Genomic DNA, 17,392 nt, shown 5'->3' on the forward strand with positions numbered 1-17,392 from the left:
CAACGGGTTAAAGGTCTACGGTCACCATGTGTTGACCCATTTGGCTGGTCCTTACGTGATCGGCGTTGACGCGGGTGGCACGAAGACCCGCGTAGCCGTACTAACGCTCGGGGGGGCCCTGGCCGGTTCCGGTACCGGTCCGGGCGCCAACCCCAACTCCGGGGGCGACACCGTAGGTGCGCTCACCACGGCCCTGAGCGCCGCACTCGGCGACTTGGACCGTTCCCTTGTCCTCAACGGTGTATTCGGCATCGCCGGAGCCGGTTCGGCCGGGCGGCCCGCCGCGGTGGCCGCCGCCCAGCGCGCCTGGCACGCCGTCGGCCTGTCCGGCTCGCCCGCCGTGGTCACCGACATCGCGGTGGCCTTCGCGGCGGGCACCGACGCCTCCGAGGGCATCGTGGTGTTCTCCGGCACCGGCGCCGGAGCCGCCGTGATCAGCGACGGGACCATCGTGCGGCGCGCCGACGGCTACGGCTACCTGGTCGGCGACCAGGGTTCGGCCGTATGGCTGGGCCGCGAGGCCGTCCGGGCCACCCTGTCGGCGCTGGACGGACGAGGCGAACCCACGCTGCTGGCCGAGTCGGTGCCGCGGGCGCTGCTCGGCCCGGCCGCCCCTCCCCTGCTGGCCAAGGGCGTGCCCGTCCCCGATCTGCTGCCGCCGGAGAACCCGGACCGGGGCCGCGCGCACGCCCCGCCCGGCCGGGCGCTCGCCCTGGCCTCCGCCAGGCCGCGCGCGGCCACGGTCCCGCGCCCGCGCGGCCCGGGCGACCCGGGCCACCGCGCGGCGATGCGGCAACGGCCGCCGGGTCGCAGGCCGCCGGCGGCCCGCCGCCGGCCCCCGGCCGACCCCGCCCTGGCCCAGGCCATCGTCAAGGAGGTCTACGGGCGGTCCCCGGCGGCACTGGGCAAGCTGGGCCCGGTGGTCTGCGCCGCGGCCGCCGCCGGCGACCCGGTGGCGCGGAACATCACCGAGGAGGCGTCCCAGTGGCTGCTCTTGGCCGTGGACGCGGTGCGCCCCGCGCTCACCGACATGTGCGCACCGGTGGTGATGGCCGGTTCGGTGCTCGGCGACGGACCGGTCGCCGACGCCGTCCGGGACGGTCTGCGCCAGCGCTTCCCCGCCGAACCGCAACGGGCGGGCGACGGCGCCGTCGGCGCCGCCGGAATGGCGCTGCGCCGGCTCGGCCTCGAGCCGCCTCGCTGACGGCCGGGGTCCGCCCGCCCGGCTCCGGTGCTCTTCGCACCACCTGAACGGCCACACGATCGGCCGGCGTTTCACCGATCCCACCCCCCAAAGCGGGCCACTGCATGCCCGCCCACGGGTCAGGTGATCGCAACGCCGCTCCGGTGAGGCGCCGATCACCTGACCCGTGCCGTTCAATCCGCTCGAACGCGGCGCTCTCACGCCCGGCTCACGGCCGGGTGAACATGCTTCCCCGAAAGAACCCGCCCTACCCTCCCCCGCCGCCGACGGCATCCTGCCGCGCGCATCAAGCGGCGATGCGCCAACGGCCGCCGACCCGGCGGAGCACGAAACGTTCGGCGAGCAGCCCCGCGGGCTCGGGCGGTGCGGTACGCCAGCGCAGATCGCCGAACCGGACGGTCATCTCGTTGTCCCCCGGCCCCCGGCGGGCCATCGGGACGGTGACGCCGCGCAGCGCCGCCAGGGTGCGCGCGCCCAGCCGGCGCCGCTCGGCGGCCAGCCCGCTGCGGCAGCCGCCCACCGCGCCGAAGGCGTCCTGCTCGTACTCGGGAATCAGATAGCCGCAGACCCGCACGTCCCCGGCCGCCACCCCGCGCAAAAACCGGTAGAGCACCAAACGGGCGGGCAGGCTCTCTTGCGGCGGCACGGTGGCCGAGCGCGGGTCGATCAGGCGGGCGTCGCCGGACTCCCACACCAGCGGCGGGATCTTCGGCTCGGCGTCGGTGAACAGGGCGCACGCGCCCAGTGCCGGGAGCATCAAGACAAGCAGCGGCGCAACGAGCGGACCGGCCGGCAGGCGCACAGGGACCTCCCGAAAGCACAAGGCGGCCGGGCCATGGGCCGGCCTCCCCGAAAGCCGTCGGGTGCCGATACTCCCACAGCCCGCCGCCCCGGCGTCGCTCAGAAGGTCAGGCCGTGCCCGAATCGGTAGCCGCGCACCTCCACCGGGAGCCTGCCGGTGGGCTTCACCCGGCCGGTCATCACCTCCGCCAGCGCCTCCAGGGACGGCGCGCTCGAGGAGTAGGCGGCCAGCGCCGCCTGGGCCCGGGTCGCATACGCCAGGTCATAAGGGCTGCCCAGCGCCGCGAACACCAGCGGCCGGCCCGCCAGCGCGGCGACCTGAGCGGCGACGCCCGATCCGCCGTCCACCGCGGTCAGCACCGTCACATCGGCCGCGGCCGGGGAGGCGGCCGTCTCCACTCCCCGCCTGCGCAGCGCCGCCGCCAGGGCCTGGGCGTGCGGGCCGGTGACGTGCACCCGCCTGCCGGCCAGCGGCAGCAGGCCGCCCCGGTTGCGCACCAGCGTGATCGACTGCTCGGCGACCCGGCGGGCCACCGCCCGGTGCGCGGCCGAGCCGATGACCTGCCCGGCCCGGGCGGGATCGACCTGGACGTCGCCGAACAGCCCGCGCTCGGCCTTCAGGCGCAGGATGCGGGTCACCGACTCCTCCAGCCGCCGCTGGGAGATCCGGCCGTCGCGCACCGCCGCCAGCACCGCGGCGTGCGCGCCCGCCAGATCCGGCGGCATGAGCAGCTGGTCGGCGCCCGCCTGCACGGCCCGCACCGCGGCCTGCTCGGCTCCGTACCGGGTGCGGGCGCCCGCCATGCTCAGGGAGTCGGTGACCACCACGCCCCGGTAGCCCAGCTCCTTGCGCAGCAGCCCGGTCAGCACCGCCTGCGACAAGGTCGCCGGGTCGCCGGAGTCGTCCAGCCCGGGCATCACGATGTGCGCGGTCATGATGGCGTCCACGCCCTGGGCGATGGCGGCCCGGAACGGCGGCGCGTCCAGTCGCTCCCACTCGGCCCGCGAGTGCCTGATCACCGGCAGCCCGGTGTGGCTGTCGGTGTCGGTGTCGCCGTGGCCGGGGAAGTGCTTGACGGTGGCGGCCACGCCCGCGTCCCGGTACCCCTGCAGGGCGCCGCCCAGCATCAGCGACACCAGTCCCGGGTCCGAGCCGAAGGAGCGGACGCCGATCACCGGGTTGGCCGGGTTGACGTTGACGTCGGCGACCGGGGCGTAGTTCTGGTTGATCCCCACCGCCCGCAGCTCGGTGCCGATCACCTTGGCGGCCTCGCGGGCGGTCTGCGGTTTGGCGGTGGCGCCCAGCGCCATGTTGCCGGGGAAGCGGGTCACATACGACAGCCTGGTGACCAGGCCCTGTTCTTCGTCCACGGCGAGCAGCAGCGGGATCTTGGAGGCCCGCTGCAGGGCGTTGGACAGCCGGGCCGTCTGCTGTGGGCTGCGGGCGTTGTCGGGGAAGTAGATGAGCCCGCCGACGTGGTATTTCTTGATCTTCTGCTCGGCGTCCTGCCGGCTGGCGAAGGTGGGCACGAACAGCTGGCCGACCTTCTCCTCCAGGCTCATCTTCGCGACGACGTCGAAGACCCAGGCGGTCCGGTCCGCGCTCGGCGCGGCGGTGGTCGCCTCCCCGGCGTTCTCCGGCACGGCCTTTCCCGTTCCCGCTCCGCTGCATCCGGCCAGCGACAGCATCAGCGCCGCCGCGCCCAGCGCCAGCGAGCGCTTTGCGCGCACCGGCCCGCTCCCCCTGCCCCCGGTCGTGGTGAAATTCCTGGTCATCGTCCTGGCGACGCTAACATGCCGCGGGAGCGGTCAGGACAAAGATCAGCACCGGCCGGTGCCCGTGACCCGGCGGACCCGGCCCCGGGCGCGGTTTCCGGCCTCGCAAGCACCCACAACAGGCATTTCCATTTCATCCCCCATTTAACGATCGCCCCATTTTTGGGGGTTGTGAACTTTTCTGCCCTGATCCGATGCACCTTCGGGTTCCCCGCAGGCGATACCCGGCGCATTCACCGCAAATGGAGGATCCGGAGCAAAAGTTCGGCCCACGGAACACCCGATGCGGGCCGGGAGAACGGTACGGGTGCGGCCGTGCACCCCCGAGGCACAGCCGCACCCGTCCGGCTCAAGCGCCCGGCTCCACCGGCGCGGGCAGGTGGGCGCGGGCGGCGGCGCGGGCCCGGCCGGCCGAGCGGGCCGCGCGGGCGGCGGCCGCGGCGCTGCGGCATTCGGCCAGGGTGTGGCGGGCCAGGGCGGCACGGACCGCGGGCAGCGCGGAGGCGCTCATCGACAGGGAGGTGACGCCCAGGCCGACCAGCACGCACGCCAAGAGGGGGTCGGCGGCCGCCTCACCGCAGACCCCGCAGCCGCGGCCGGCGTCGGCGGCGGCCGCGGCGGTCAGCGCCACCAGGTCCAGCACGGCCGGCTGCCAGGGGTCCTGCAGGTGGGCCAGGGCGCCCAGCTGCCGGTCGGCGGCGCAGGTGTACTGGGCGAGGTCGTTGGTGCCGATGGACAGGAACTCCACCTCGGCCGCCAGGTCGCCGGCCCGCAGCGCGGCGGCCGGGACCTCGACCATGACCCCGGCGTGCTCGATGCCGGCCGCGGTGCAGGCGGCGGCGAAGGCGCGGGCCTCCTCGGCGTCGGTCACCATCGGGGCCATCACCTCCAGCCGGGCGCTCAGGCCGGCGGCGGCCCGGGCCAGCGCGCCGAGCTGGGCCTCCAGCACCTGCGGGTGGCGGCGCAGCATCCGCAACCCGCGCTCGCCGAGCGCCGGGTTGGGCTCATCACCGGGCGGCGGCAGGAACCCCAGCGGCTTGTCGGCCCCGGCGTCCAGGGTCCGCACCACCACCCTGCCCTGCGGGAACGCCTCCAGGACGGCGCGGTAGGCGGCCTGCTGCTCGGCCTGCGACGGCGGGTCGGCCCGGTCCAGGAACAAGAACTCGGTGCGGTACAGGCCGATGCCCTCGGCCCCGGCCTCCAGGGCGGCCCGCACGTCCTGCGGGCCGCCGATGTTGGCCAGCAGCGGCACCGGATGGCCGTCCTTGGTGGCGCCGGGCCCCGGGGACGCGGCCGGCGGCCGGCGCCGGCCGCGGGCCGCCCGGACGCCGGCCGCCGGCGGGTCGATCCGCACCGTCCCGGTGCTCCCGTCCACCAGCACCACGGTGCCCTCGGCCAGCTCGGTGCAGCCGGGGCAGGCCACCACGGCGGGCACGCCCAGGGCGCGCGCCAGGATCGCGGTGTGACTGGTGGGCCCGCCCTCCTCGGTGACGAACGCGACCACGCGCTCGGGGTCCAAGGCGACCGTGTCGGCGGGCGCCAGATCCCGGGCGACCAGCACGAACGGCTCGCTCCGGCGCGGCACGCCGGGCATCGGCAGCCCCAGCAGCCGGGCCAGCGCGCGGTCCCGGACATCGTCCAGGTCGGCGACCCGGGCGGCCAGGTACTCCCCCGCCCCGGCCAGCATGCGCCGGTAGCCGGCGAACGCCTCGAACACCGCGCGGGGGGCGGCCAGGCCGGCGTCGATCCGGCCGGCGATCGCCTCGGCCAGCTCGACGTCGCGGGCCATCATCGCCAGCGCCTCCAGCACATCCCGGGCCTCGGCGTTGCCCGCCGCGGCGGCCTGCGCGCCGCGCTCGCTCAGCTCGGCGGCCACGGCCTCCAGCGCGGCGGTCGCGGCGGCCCGCTCGGCACGGGCGTCCTCGGGCGTCCCGCCATGGCGGGCCGGGGGCGGCTCCGGCACCGCACCGGCCAGGTGCACCACCGGGCCGACGCCCGTGCCGGGGCTCACCCCGGTGCCGGTCAGCACCGCCCCCAAAGGTGCGGGCCGCAGGTCAGGCACCGTCGGCCTCTGCGTTCACCGCGGCCTCCAGCTCATCCAGCAGCCGCTCCGCCGACTCGCCCTCGGCGGTGATGACGATCTCCTCGCCGCACCGGGCGTCCAGGCCCAGCACCGCCAGGATGCTCTTGGCGTTGACCGGCCGGCCGCCGACCTTGGCGACCGTGACCTCCATCGGCGCCTTGGCGGCGGTCTGCACGAACAGCGCCGCGGGACGGGCGTGCAGCCCCACCCTGGACCGGATCCTCACCTGCCGCTGGGTCACAACCAACTCCTCGTTCTCGCCCCCCGGGCGAGGACCGGCCGGCCCTCGCCCGGTCTCCCCCGCACACCGGGGTCGCCGGTCTCCTCCCTGAGATCCGCCCTGCTCCGGCCCGCCGCCCGCCGGGAAGGGCTCAATGCCACGAAAACAGCCCGGCGCCCTTTTCCACCCGGCCGGACTCGCGGACATCCGACAGCGCCTCCGCGCCGGCGTCCAGCGCCACCACCGCGGTCACCGGCGAGCGGCCGCCCGCCTCGATCTCGGCGGGGTTCCAGCGGATCAGCGGCTGCCCCGCCACCACCTCATCGCCCTCGGCGGCCAGCATCTCAAAGCCCCGCCCCTTGAGCTGGACGGTGTCGACGCCCAGGTGCACCAGCACCCCGTGCCCTTCGGCGTCCACCACCACATAGGCGTGCGGATGCATCTTGACGATCTTGCCGCTGACCGGGGCGATGGCCTCCCCCGGGCCGCGCTCGGGGTCGACCGCCGTGCCCGGCCCCACCATGGCCTGGGCGAACACCGGGTCCGGCACTCCGGCCAGCCCGACGACCCGCCCGCTGACGGGTGCCAGAACTCGCGTCACTGCAGGGCTCCTTCGCTCAAAGGACGTGGGTGGTCGCTGGAAGGTCGGTGGTGGAGTCAGCCGAGCAGGTCCTCGATGTCGGTGGCGATGGTGTCGGCCTCGGGCCCGACCACCACCTGGACGACGCTGCCGCTGCGCATGACGCCGAACGCGCCGGCCGCCTTGAGGGCGCCCTCGTCCACCCGGGCCGGGTCGGCGACCTCGGTGCGCAGCCGGGTCGCGCACGGCTCGATCTCCACGATGTTGGCCGCGCCGCCCAGCGCGGCGACGATGGCCTCGGCCTTGTCCATGCTGGCTCCTTGAAGTGGCGGTCAGTCGGTCTGGGTGACCTTGTCCAGGCCACGGGGCAGGTCCGGGTCGCGCCCCAGCCGGCGGGCCAGCGCCTCGGCCACCAGCTGGCCGGGGACGATCAGGCCCAGCGGCGCCACCCACTCTGGCAGGCGCGGCCCCGGCAGCGCCCGGCTGCAGGCGCCGGCCAGGGCGGCGCCCCCGCCGATCCCGTAGGCGCGAGCGCCGCTCGCGGCGATCCGGCGGGCCAGCGCCACGGTGCCGGGCAGGGCGGGGCCGTCCTCGGCGGCCACCAGCACCGCCGGAGTGCGGGCGTCCACGACGGCGATCGGCCCGTGCAGCAGGTCGGCGTACGACAGGCCCATGGCGTGCAGGTAGCAGGACTCCTTGAGCTTGAGCGCCAGCTCCAGCGCGGTGCCGAAGGCCAGGCCGCGTCCGGAGACCACCGCGCCGCGCGCTTGAGCCAGCTCATCGGCGATGGCGGCCAGTTCGGCGGAGTCCTCGGTGACCTCGATCAGCCGTTCCACCTCGTCGGGCACCCGGCGCAGGTCGGCGGAGTCGAGGTCGGCGCCCAGCCCCAGCGCCAGCACCGCCAGCGCGGCCAGCTGGGCGGTGTAGGTCTTGGTGGCCGGCACCGCCGTCTCCGCGCCGGCCTCGGTGATCAGCGCCACCTCGGCGGCCTGGGCCAGCGGGGAGGCGGGTCCGTTGGTGATGGCGATGGTGCGGGCGCCGCAGTCGGCCGCCCACTGCAGGGTCTGGACGATCTCCTCGGTGCGGCCGGACTGGCTGATGGCCACCGCCAGCACGCCGTTCAAGTCGACCTTGCTGCGGTAGACGGTGGCGATGGACGGGGCCGCCGGCGTGGCCAGGCGCCCGGCCTGTGACTCCACCAGGTAGCGGCCGTAGACGGCGGCGTTGTCGGAGGAGCCGCGGGCGATGAAGAGGACCTGCCGGGTGCCGCGGGCCAGCAGCCCCACATCCGACATCCTGGGCAGCAGCACCTCGATGGTGTCCCGCAGCGCCCGCGGTTGCTCCCCGATCTCCGCCCGCATTCTGGTGATGGTTCTGCCTGCGGTCATGGCCGCGTCCTTTCGGTCGAAGGGGACGGACCTTGGGCGTTCCCGTTTTCGGGGTTCCCGCTCCCGGCGTCCCAGACCTGCCGTCCGGCCACCCAGGTGCGGCGGGCGCGCAGCCCGCCGGTGCCGTCGGGGACCAGCCAGGTGAGGTCGGCGGCGGCGCCGGGTGCGATGCGGCCCAGGTCACGGCGGCCGATCAGGTCGGCCGGCAGGCGGGTGGCGGCGTCCACGGCGGCGGCCGGGTCGATGCCCAGGGCGATGGCGTTGCCGACCGCGGCATCCAGCCGCAGCGCCGAGCCGGCGATGGTGCCGTCGGCGCGCAGCGGGGGGCCGGCGGCGGGCAGTTCGATCGGCTCGCCGCCCAGCTCATAGCGTCCCGGCGGCATCCCGGCGGCGGAGACGGCGTCGGTGACCAGCACGATCCGTCCCGGGGCGGCGGCGAAGGCCAGGCGGGCGGCGACCGGCGCGACATGGTGCAGGTCCAGGATCAGGCCGGCGGTGAGGCGGGGGTCGGCCAGCGCCTGGGCGGCCACCCCGGGCCTGCGGTGGTGAACGCCGGACTGGGCGTTGAACAGGTGGGTGACCTTGCGCGCCCCGGCGTCGGCGGCCCGTGCCACCTGCTCGGCGGTGGCGTCGCTGTGGCCCACGCTGACCAGCACGCCGCGTTCGGCGAGGGTGCGCACGGCCGCCAGGGCGCCGGGCCGTTCGGGCGCCAGCGTGACCAGCTTGACCAGGCCGGTCTCCAGCAGCGGGGCCAGCGCCTGCGGGGTGGGGTCGGTCAGGTGGGCGGGGTTGTGGGCGCCGCGCCGCCGCTCGGACAGGAACGGCCCTTCCAGGTGGACGCCCAGCACCCGGGCGCCGGGCGGCAGGTGCGGCAGCAGGCGCGCGGTGCGGCGCAGCGCCTCGGCCAGGGCGGGCAGCGGCGCGGTGATGAACGTGGGCAGGAAGGCGGTGACTCCGGTCTCGGGCAGCCGGCCGGCGACGGTGTGCCAGCCGGCGGTGCCGGCGTCGGCCAGGTCATGCCCGAAGAAGCCGTTGACCTGCAGATCCACCAGTCCCGGGGTTAGCATTCCGCCTTCCAGGCGCAGGTCGGGGGCGCCGGGCGGGTCCCCTTCGCCGACCTCGGCGATCAGCTCGCCTTCGACCCGCAGCCATCCCGGCGACAGCGACCGCGCCGCCCCGGTGGCCGGGGCGGCCACCAGGGTCTGCGCGGCGATGAGGAAGGAGGCCATCTTCAGCGCACTCTCCGTGCCGGTCGTCGGTGTCTGGTCTAGTCCGGCCTAGACCAGTACGAACCATATCCCAGCGATCCCGCGAAGCACAGGGGTCCAAAAGGCGACTTTCCGGTAGCGTCCAAAACGCGCCTCACCGTAATGGCGACGTTATCCATTTGTGCGTTGACACTCATGACAGGCTGTGGTCTAGTCCGGCCTAGACCAGTACGAACCGGACCGGAGGCAACGCGGGTTCCACGATCCTTTTTGCTTGGAACCTCCGACCGACCGTATGACCCCGAGGACGACCGTGGCGACGATCGACCCGAACAGCCCCGTACCGAAGTACTTCCAGCTGCGTGCCATCCTGCTCGACCTGATCGAGCGATCGGAGCTGCCCGTCGACGCGCCCATCCCATCCGAACGCGAACTGTGCGCCCGGTACGGACTGTCGCGGATGACGGTGCGCCAAGGGGTCGAGCAGCTGGTCTCGGAAGGACGGCTGTACCGGGTTCCGGGCAAGGGCACCTTCGTGGCCCGTCCCAAGATCGAGATGCCGCTGCGGCTGGTCTCCTTCTCCGAGGACATGATCTCGCGCGGGATGCGGCCGGGCGCCATCGACATCTCCCGGCGCACCATCCCCGCCGACGCCCGGCTGGCCCGGCTGTTCGAGGTGGAAGAAGGGACGATGATCCACGTGATCGAGCGGCTGCGCACCGCCGACGGCGAGCCGATGGCCATCGAGCGGGCGCACATCCTGGCCTCGCTCGCCCCGGACCTGCTGGACCGGCGGCTGGCCGACCGCTCCCTGTACGGCGTGCTGGAGGCGGTGTACGGGATCGTCTTCGACGCCGGCGACCAGACCATCGAAGCCGGGCTGGCCGACGCCACCGAGGCCAAGCGCCTGCAGATACCCCGGGGCAGCGCCGTGCTGCTCCTGCAGCGCCGTTCCTACATGAACGGCGTCTGCGCCGAACTGGGCGTGTCGACCTACCGGGCCGACCGCTACCAGATTCGCACCGCCCTAGGAAACCGGCCGTCGCGCGGCTGACCCGCGCGCGACCCCAGCAGGAGGCGATCCCATGAGTTCCCCCGCCGCCGCCGTTCCCCGCCGAGGATCCAGAGCCCTCGCCGTCCTCCAGCGCATCGGCCGCAGCCTGATGCTGCCGATCGCGGTGCTGCCCGCCGCCGGCCTGCTGCTGCGGCTGGGGCAGCCGGACGTGCTGGGCGAGAACAAGGACGCCTGGATCAGCTTCTCCGGCTCCGACCGGATCGCGGAAGTGTTCGCGGCGGCCGGCGGGGCGCTGTTCGACTGGCTGCCGCTGCTGTTCGCGGTCGGGGTGGCGGTGGGCTTCGCCAAGAAGGCCGACGGGTCCACGGCGCTGGCGGCCGTAGTGGGCTACCTGGTGTTCCACTACGTCAGCATGAACATGTTCTTCCACTCCGAGGAGCTGCGGCCCCGGGTGGTCAAGGCGCTGTTCGACCCGGACAACCCCGGAACCCCCAACGAGGTGCTGGACCTGGGGGCGGGCAACCCCACCCAGGTGCTCGGCGGCATCGCCATCGGCATCACCGCCGCCCTGCTCTACCAGCGCTACTACCGCATCAAGCTGCCGACCTGGCTGGCGTTCTTCGGCGGGCGCCGGTTCGTGCCGATCATCACCGCCTTCGCGGCGACGGTGCTGGGCCTGCTGTTCGGCTGGATCTGGCCGCTGCTGGGCGGCTGGCTCACCGACTTCGGCCAGTGGATGGAGCGCAACAGCACCCTCGGGGCCGCCGTCTACGGCGTGGTCAACCGGCTGCTGCTGCCGCTGGGCCTGCACCACATCCCCAACAACGTGGTCTGGTTCCAGATCCCCGAGTGCACCATCGGCGGCAAGACCTACACCGGCGACCTCAACTGCTACCTCAACGGGGCGGACGGCGCGGGCTGGTCGATGGCCGGCTACTTCCCGGTCCTGATGTTCGCCCTGCCGGCCGCCGCGCTGGCGATCTGGCACGCCGCGCCCCGGCACCGCCGGGCCGCCGTCGGCGGCATCATGTTCTCCGCCGCGCTGACCGCGTTCGTCACCGGCATCACCGAGCCGATCGAGTTCGCGTTCATCTTCGTGGCGCCCGTGCTCTTCATCGCGCACGCCCTGCTCACCGGCGTGGCCATGGCGCTGGCCGACGTCTTCGGCATGAAGCTGGGCTTCAGCTTCTCCGCCGGCGCCATCGACATGCTGATCAACGGCGGCAAGGACAACACCCACAACCTGGCCGGCCTGATCGTCATGGGGTTGATCTACGCGGTCGTCTACTACTTCCTGTTCTCCCTGCTGATCAGGGTGATGAACATCCCCACCCCCGGCCGTGAGCCCGAGGGCGTGGAATCGGTGGCGGCCGACCCCTCGGCCTCCCCGGAGGTGGCGGCGTCCGCCGCTCCTTCCCCGGCCCAGGCCGAGAGCCGATCCTCTGACGGCTGAGGTCACGGTCTCCGTCCGGGAGCACGCCTTGTGACGGCGGGGGCCGAGCGCCCCCGCCGTCGCGTCACCGAACGTGACCGGATCCGGTCACGGTGTATCAACGGGCGTTGCTGCGGCCTCTTCTCATCCGCCTCGGATTTCCCATCTGCACGAGGAGGCCGACATATGCCCAGCCGTACCAGGCGTCACACCGCGTCTCCCGTACGGGTCCTCCCGTACGCCGCCGCGTCCGCCCAGCCCGCCGTCTTCGGTGCGCTGGCCCTGCAGCCCGAGCCGGCCCCCGCCGGGCTCTGCCCGCTCCCCGGCGGGCCGTCCCGTCCCGGCGAACGGGCCGCGGCCGGCCGGTCGCGCCCGGCGATCTCGCGGAACTCTCCGGCGATGCCCGTGCTGCGGGCGGTGGGCTCCCCGGACCGGGACGAGGACCTGCCCGCGGTGGCCGCCGCCACCGTGCGGCTGGTGGCCGAGGTGCTGGCGGGCATCCGCCCGGTGCGGCAACTGGCCCGCCGGGCGACGCCCCAGGTCTGCGAGGGGCTGCTCCCGTTCCTCGCGCCGCACCGCGGGCCGGTCCGTCCGCCCCGGATGCTGGCCTCCTGGCTGCAGGAGCCCGCCCCGGGCGCCGCCGAGACGGGAGCGGTCATCGCCCTGGCCGGGCGGGTGCAGGCGCTGGCCCTGCGGCTGGAACGCCACCGGGGCCGCTGGCGCTGCACCGCCCTGGAGACGACCGCGCCGCCGGGAACGCCTCACCGGCAAAGACCACCGGGCCGGTGAGGGCGCAACGGCCACACCGCCACAGGCCGGGTGCCGGCGAGCCTCGACCTCTCCAGAAGACCGCTTCGCATGCCCCTCCCACCGCCCGGCGCCGCCTTCAAGCAGGCGATCTCAGCAGCCGGGAACACCTCACCGCCAGGAAGCATCGGGCGGTCAGAAAGCGGCACTCCCCCGTGACCGGGTGCCCGGCGGGACGGAAAAGGCGAAGCGGCCCTCCGGAGAACTCCCGGAGGGCCGCTTCGCCCGGGTCATGCCCCGTTCGCCGGAGCAGATGCGTCAGTTCCGGTTGCGCGGGTCGCCGTGGCAGCGCTTGAACTTCTTGCCCGAGCCGCAGGGGCAGGGCTCGTTGCGGCCGACGCCCGCGTACTCGTCCTTGACCTCCTCGCTGCGGACCTCCACACCGCCCTCGCCGTCGACGGTGGGCGCGGAGTAGTCCAGCTTCTTGGGCTTGGGCTTCTCCAGGCCCTTGGCGCGGATCGTCGGGGTCTCCTGGGCCTCGGCCGGCTCGCCCTCGGCCTCGGCGGCCTCCTCGGCGCTCTCCTCGGCCTTGGCGGTGTCGGTGGCGGTCGCCGCGACGGCCACCGGCTTGGCCCCGACCGCCGGGGCGGGCGGCGGCTGCTCTTCGACCTCGACCTCGATGTTGAACAGGTAGCCGACGGACTCTTCCTTGATGCCGTCGAGCATCGCGTTGAACATGTCGTAGCCCTCCCGCTGGTACTCCACCAGCGGGTCGCGCTGCGCCATCGCCCGCAGGCCGATGCCCTCCTGCAGGTAGTCCATCTCGTACAGGTGCTCGCGCCACTTGCGGTCCAGCACCGACAAGATGACCCGGCGCTCCAGCTCGCGCATGACTTCTGGCCCCAGCTCGGCCTCGCGCCGGTCGTAGGCCTCCTGGGCGTCCTTGCGGATCCGCTCGGCCAGCGTCTCGGCGTCCAGGGCGGAGATGTCGCCGCCGACCTCCTCCACCACGTCGTCGATCGTGACGGAGATCGGATACAGCTGCTTGAACGCCTTCCAGAGCTTGTCCAGATCCCAGTCCTCGGCGAAGCCCTCGCTGGTGGCGCCGGCCACATAGCCGTCGATGACCTCATCGATCATGCGGCGGACCTGCTCGTGCAGGTCGGCGCCCTCCAGCACCTTGCGGCGCTCGGCGTAGATCACCTGGCGCTGCCGGTTGAGGACCTCGTCGTACTTGAGGACGTTCTTGCGGATCTCGAAGTTCTGCTGCTCGATCTGGGTCTGGGCGGACTGGATCGCCTTGGTGACGATCTTGGACTCGATCGGCACGTCGTCGGGGATGTTGAGGCGGTTCATGATCGCCTCGACCCGGACGGAGTTGAACAGCCGCATCAGGTCGTCCTCCAGCGACAGGTAGAACCGGGACTCGCCCGGGTCGCCCTGCCGGCCGGACCGGCCGCGCAGCTGGTTGTCGATCCGCCGCGACTCGTGCCGCTCGGTGCCCACCACATACAGGCCGCCGGCCTCGACGACCTTCTCGTACTCGCCCTTGACGGCCTCCTTGGCCTTCTCCAGCGCCTCCGGCCAGGCGGCCTCGTACTCCTCGGGCGTCTCCAGCGGGGACAGCCCGCGCTCGTGCAGCTGCCGGTCGGCGATGAAGTCGGGGTTGCCGCCGAGCATGATGTCGGTGCCGCGGCCGGCCATGTTGGTGGCCACGGTGACCGCGCCCAGCCGGCCCGCCTCGGCGACGATCGCCGACTCCTTCTCGCCGCTCGGACTTCTCCACCGAGGTGGTGCCGACCAGCACCGGCTGGCCCTTGGCGTGCCGCTCGGCGATGTCGTCGACCACGGCCTCGAACTTGGCCTGCTCGGTCTTGTAGACCACGTCCGGCTGATCCTTGCGGATCATCGGCTTGTTGGTCGGGATGGGCACCACGCCGAGCTTGTAGATCTTGTTGAACTCCGCCGCCTCGGTCTGGGCGGTGCCGGTCATGCCCGCCAGCTTCTCGTACAGCCGGAAGTAGTTCTGCAGGGTGATCGTGGCGAGCGTCTGGTTCTCGTCCTTGATCGGCACGCCCTCCTTGGCCTCGATGGCCTGGTGCATGCCCTCGTTGTAGCGGCGGCCGTGCAGGATGCGGCCGGTGAACTCGTCCACGATCAGGACCTCGCCGTTCATCACGACGTAGTCCCGGTCGCGCTTGTACAGCTCCTTGGCCTTCAGCGCGTTGTTGAGGAAGCTGACCAGCGGTTGTCGATGCCCAGCCAGTCCTCGACCTTCTCGACGCCGGACTCCAGGATGCCGACGGTGCGCTTCTTCTCGTCGACCTGGTAGTCGCCGTCGGTGGCGTCCTTGTCACTGGCCCGCTTGAGCTTGGGCACGATCTTGGCGAACTCCACGTACCACTTGGTGTTCTGCTCCGCCGGGCCGGAGATGATCAGCGGGGTGCGAGCCTCGTCGATCAGGATCGAGTCGACCTCGTCCACGATCGCGTAGTGGTGGCCGCGCTGGACGCACTCCTCCAGGCTCCAGGCCATGTTGTCGCGCAGGTAGTCGAAGCCGAACTCGTTGTTGGTGCCGTAGGTGATGTCGGCGTTGTAGGCCTTGCGCCGCTCGTCCGGCGTCATCTGCGGGAGGATGACGCCCACCTCCAGGCCCAGGAACTGGTGCACCCGGCCCATCCACTCGGCGTCGCGCTTGGCCAGGTAGTCGTTGACCGTGACGATGTGCACGCCTTTGCCGGTGAGCGCGTTCAGGTAGGCCGGCAGCACGGCGGTCAGGGTCTTGCCCTCACCGGTCTTCATCTCGGCGATGTTGCCCAGATGCAGCGCGGCGCCGCCCATGACCTGGACGTCGAAGTGGCGCTGACCCAGCACCCGCCTGGCCGCCTCGCGTGCGGTCGCGAACGCCTCCGGCAGCAGCTCATCCAGCGTCTCGCCGTCGGCGATCCGCTCCCGGTACTTGTCGGTCAGCTCGCGCAGCTCAGCGTCGGTCATCTCGAGGAAGTCCTCTTCGATGCTGTTGACGTGATCTGCGAGCTTCTTGAGCTTGCGCAGAGTTTTACCTTCGCCCGCACGAAGGATCTTGTCGATGACTGGCGGCACTCTCGGAGGCTCCTTGCAGATCGTGGGTCACCGCGACCAGCGGTACGCACACCACACGTACGTTGCCATCGTAGGCGACACCAAGGATGCTCTAGGTCACACGACGGCGCAATCGAAGCCCTTTACTGTTTGACCGCCTCCTGACGAGGAAAATCTGTGGTCACTTGACAACGGAACCGAACGAACATCCCGGGCGGGGCGCTGCGCGCGGGTTTGGCCGGCAAGCGCCGAGGGCAGGACGTTTCGGCCGGTCACCTGCGGTGTGAAGCGCCCTGCCGAGGAGGCTCGATGTCGAACAGTCATGGGGGACGGCCCAGCTCGTGGGCTGTGGTCGCGTTGGCGCTGGTGGGGTTCGCCACCGGCGGAGTCGCCTTGTGCCTAGGCCCTAACTGGGTGCTGTTTTGGGTGGGCGTTGCCATAGTCATGGCCAGCGGACTGCTGGGCGTGGTGGTCGGGATCTTCTCCGACGTGGTGGTGGACGAGCCCAGGGTCGTCCCGGAGGTGATCGACTACTCGCTGTTCGGCTCGCAGGGCGGCCGGCGGCGCGGCGGCCCGTATGCCGGCAAGTCGCCCCACCCGATGGGCAGCGACCCGGAGGTCAAGCCCCACGGCTGACCGGAGGCGGTTCAGTTCTGCGGCCCGCCGCGCAGCGCCTGCTCCACGGCGGCCGTCAGTTCCGGGGGATCCATGGCCTCCACCCGCACGTCCCCGCAGCCGACCCATTGGGCGGCCCGCCACAGCGCGGTGCTCAGGGCGGCGACGGCCTGCCGCGTCCGGGCGGGCGTGGCGGTCGCCCACGGCTCCAGGAAGGCCCGGCGGGCGACCAGCACGCCCGCCTCCCGGGCCGGGTCGACCCGGCCGATCAGCCGCCCGCCCGCCAGCAGGGGCATCGTGTAGTAGCCGTGCACCCGCTTGGCCTTGGGGACGTACGCCTCCAGCCGGTGTTCGAAGCCGAACACCCGCAGGGTGCGGGCGCGGTCCCACACCAGCGAGTCGAACGGGGACAGCAGCGTGGTGACGTGCCGTCCGCGCGGCGGCGCCTGCAGCGCCCGCGGGTCGGCCCAGGCCCGCTGCCGCCAGCCCGCCACCCGGACGGGCACCAGCCCGCTGGCCTCGATCACCGCATCGACCTGTTCGCCCTTGAGCCGGTAGTAGTCGGCCAGGTCGGCCCGCGTCGCCACGCCCAGCGCCCGGCCGGCCCGGGCCACCAGGTGCGCCAGGCACTCGGCGTCGGTGGGCGTCTTCTCCAGCAGCGGCCCGGGCACGACGCGTTCGGGCAGGTCGTAGACCCGCCGCCAGCCGCTGCGGCGCACGCACACCACTTCGCCGATGTCCAGCAGCCACTCGACGGCCACTTTCTGCTCGCTCCAGTCCCACCAGTCGGCGCCGGCCCTGGCCCCGCCCAGCTCCCGCATGGTCAGCGGGCCGTCGGCGCGCAGCCGCTTGAGCACGACCCGGCACGCCTCCTGCGGGACCTCGTGCCAGCGCCGGCCGCGGCGGCGGAACTCCCGACGGCGGAACTCCAGCAGCGGCCATTCCTCCATCGGCAGCACGCAGGCGGCGTGCGCCCAGTACTCGAACGCCACGCCCGTGCCGGCGGAGGTGTTCCAGTAGGCGTCCTCCACCGCTCGCCTGCCGACCGCTCCCAGCCGCGCGTACGGGACGAGTTCGTGGGAGCGCGCCAGCACGGAAATGGTGTCCAGCTGGACGGCCCCCAGCCGGCGCAGCACCCCTGCGACTCCCTCGCGGCGCACCTGCGCTCCCAGCAGCCCTTGGGCGTGCAGCTGGATGCGTCGGGCCTCATCGGCGGTCAGCTCGGTCACGCCGAGATCGTAC

15 protein-coding genes and 2 pseudogenes are annotated in these 17,392 nt (G+C 73.1%); 5 read left to right on the forward strand and 12 right to left on the reverse strand.

Annotation, left to right across the window (positions count from 1 at the left end; genetic code table 11):
- Nucleotides 1-55 precede the first annotated feature (55 nt).
- On the forward strand, nt 56-1,204 hold the full coding sequence (locus tag BUE48_RS20035; RefSeq protein ID WP_286990728.1) for an N-acetylglucosamine kinase: 1,149 nt from the start codon (nt 56-58) through the stop codon (nt 1,202-1,204).
- Nucleotides 1,205-1,490: 286 nt separating this feature from the next.
- Here BUE48_RS20035 and BUE48_RS20040 read toward each other — a convergent pair whose 3' ends face one another.
- The 8 genes from BUE48_RS20040 to nagA form a co-directional block, all read right to left on the reverse strand.
- Nucleotides 1,491-1,961, reverse strand: a complete 471-nt coding sequence (locus BUE48_RS20040; RefSeq protein WP_148233066.1) for a hypothetical protein — start codon at nt 1,959-1,961, stop codon at nt 1,491-1,493.
- 143 nt (nt 1,962-2,104) lie between these two features.
- The gene (locus tag BUE48_RS20045) at nt 2,105-3,736 is read right to left on the reverse strand and encodes a glycoside hydrolase family 3 protein (protein WP_012854338.1); all 1,632 of its coding nucleotides are present in this window, start codon (nt 3,734-3,736) and stop codon (nt 2,105-2,107) included.
- A 394-nt stretch (nt 3,737-4,130) separates the two neighbouring features.
- Nucleotides 4,131-5,843, reverse strand: a complete 1,713-nt coding sequence (ptsP, locus tag BUE48_RS20050) for a phosphoenolpyruvate--protein phosphotransferase (RefSeq protein WP_286990729.1) — start codon at nt 5,841-5,843, stop codon at nt 4,131-4,133.
- Nucleotides 5,836-6,105, reverse strand: a complete 270-nt coding sequence (locus tag BUE48_RS20055; protein WP_012854340.1) for an HPr family phosphocarrier protein — start codon at nt 6,103-6,105, stop codon at nt 5,836-5,838. The genes ptsP and BUE48_RS20055 overlap by 8 nt, the downstream gene beginning before the upstream one ends.
- A gap of 130 nt (nt 6,106-6,235) precedes the next feature.
- Nucleotides 6,236-6,685: a PTS sugar transporter subunit IIA gene (locus BUE48_RS20060; RefSeq protein WP_012854341.1), complete on the reverse strand. Its 450-nt coding sequence runs from the start codon at nt 6,683-6,685 to the stop codon at nt 6,236-6,238.
- A gap of 56 nt (nt 6,686-6,741) precedes the next feature.
- A complete protein-coding gene (locus BUE48_RS20065) occupies nt 6,742-6,975 on the reverse strand; it encodes a PTS sugar transporter subunit IIB (protein WP_012854342.1) in 234 nt (77 codons plus the stop codon).
- Between the two features lie 21 nt (nt 6,976-6,996).
- Nucleotides 6,997-8,052, reverse strand: coding sequence for an SIS domain-containing protein (locus tag BUE48_RS20070; RefSeq protein WP_286990730.1), 1,056 nt, complete (start codon nt 8,050-8,052; stop codon nt 6,997-6,999).
- Complete coding sequence (gene nagA, locus BUE48_RS20075; protein WP_286990731.1) at nt 8,049-9,281, reverse strand: N-acetylglucosamine-6-phosphate deacetylase; 1,233 nt, start codon at nt 9,279-9,281, stop codon at nt 8,049-8,051. Before nagA ends, BUE48_RS20070 begins: the two co-directional genes overlap by 4 nt.
- 292 nt (nt 9,282-9,573) lie before the next feature.
- Between nagA and BUE48_RS20080 the strand changes: the two genes are divergently transcribed.
- The 3 genes from BUE48_RS20080 to BUE48_RS20090 all read left to right on the forward strand — a co-directional run bounded on the left by BUE48_RS20080 (nt 9,574) and on the right by BUE48_RS20090 (nt 12,496).
- Nucleotides 9,574-10,314, forward strand: coding sequence for a GntR family transcriptional regulator (locus tag BUE48_RS20080; protein WP_012854345.1), 741 nt, complete (start codon nt 9,574-9,576; stop codon nt 10,312-10,314).
- A gap of 31 nt (nt 10,315-10,345) precedes the next feature.
- On the forward strand, nt 10,346-11,728 hold the full coding sequence (locus BUE48_RS20085; protein ID WP_012854346.1) for a PTS transporter subunit EIIC: 1,383 nt from the start codon (nt 10,346-10,348) through the stop codon (nt 11,726-11,728).
- Nucleotides 11,729-11,893: 165 nt separating this feature from the next.
- Entirely contained in the window at nt 11,894-12,496 is a 603-nt protein-coding gene (locus tag BUE48_RS20090; protein WP_012854347.1) for an Rv3235 family protein, read from the forward strand.
- Between the two features lie 276 nt (nt 12,497-12,772).
- On the opposite strand, the gene BUE48_RS24535 is transcribed toward BUE48_RS20090, so the two are convergent.
- The 3 genes and pseudogenes from BUE48_RS24535 to BUE48_RS24545 form a co-directional block, all read right to left on the reverse strand.
- Nucleotides 12,773-14,170, reverse strand: coding sequence for a preprotein translocase subunit SecA (locus tag BUE48_RS24535; protein ID WP_353745306.1), 1,398 nt, complete (start codon nt 14,168-14,170; stop codon nt 12,773-12,775).
- A 112-nt stretch (nt 14,171-14,282) separates the two neighbouring features.
- Nucleotides 14,283-14,363 (reverse strand): annotated as a pseudogene (locus BUE48_RS24540) (preprotein translocase subunit SecA); the annotation flags it as partial.
- Nucleotides 14,364-14,446: 83 nt separating this feature from the next.
- Nucleotides 14,447-15,556: pseudogene (locus tag BUE48_RS24545) on the reverse strand (preprotein translocase subunit SecA); the annotation flags it as partial.
- Between the two features lie 288 nt (nt 15,557-15,844).
- Here BUE48_RS24545 and BUE48_RS20100 point away from each other — a divergent pair.
- Nucleotides 15,845-16,171 (forward strand): HGxxPAAW family protein, encoded by a 327-nt coding sequence (locus BUE48_RS20100; RefSeq protein WP_012854349.1) that lies wholly within the window; start codon nt 15,845-15,847, stop codon nt 16,169-16,171.
- Nucleotides 16,172-16,182: 11 nt separating this feature from the next.
- On the opposite strand, the gene BUE48_RS20105 is transcribed toward BUE48_RS20100, so the two are convergent.
- Nucleotides 16,183-17,379, reverse strand: coding sequence for a winged helix-turn-helix domain-containing protein (locus tag BUE48_RS20105; protein WP_012854350.1), 1,197 nt, complete (start codon nt 17,377-17,379; stop codon nt 16,183-16,185).
- Nucleotides 17,380-17,392: the final 13 nt, after the last annotated feature.

This window comes from Thermomonospora sp. CIF 1 (assembly GCF_001896795.1).
Taxonomy (GTDB): Bacteria; Actinomycetota; Actinomycetes; order Streptosporangiales; family Streptosporangiaceae; genus Thermomonospora; species Thermomonospora curvata.

Coding starts and splice junctions, on each gene's coding strand:
- BUE48_RS20100 (WP_012854349.1), top strand. CDS start 15,845: ATGTCGAACAGTCATGGGGGACGGCCCAGCTCGTGGGCTGTGGTCGCG.
- BUE48_RS20070 (WP_286990730.1), bottom strand. CDS start 8,052: ATGACCGCAGGCAGAACCATCACCAGAATGCGGGCGGAGATCGGGGAG.
- BUE48_RS20090 (WP_012854347.1), top strand. CDS start 11,894: ATGCCCAGCCGTACCAGGCGTCACACCGCGTCTCCCGTACGGGTCCTC.
- BUE48_RS20065 (WP_012854342.1), bottom strand. CDS start 6,975: ATGGACAAGGCCGAGGCCATCGTCGCCGCGCTGGGCGGCGCGGCCAAC.
- BUE48_RS20040 (WP_148233066.1), bottom strand. CDS start 1,961: ATGCTCCCGGCACTGGGCGCGTGCGCCCTGTTCACCGACGCCGAGCCG.
- nagA (WP_286990731.1), bottom strand. CDS start 9,281: ATGGCCTCCTTCCTCATCGCCGCGCAGACCCTGGTGGCCGCCCCGGCC.
- BUE48_RS20085 (WP_012854346.1), top strand. CDS start 10,346: ATGAGTTCCCCCGCCGCCGCCGTTCCCCGCCGAGGATCCAGAGCCCTC.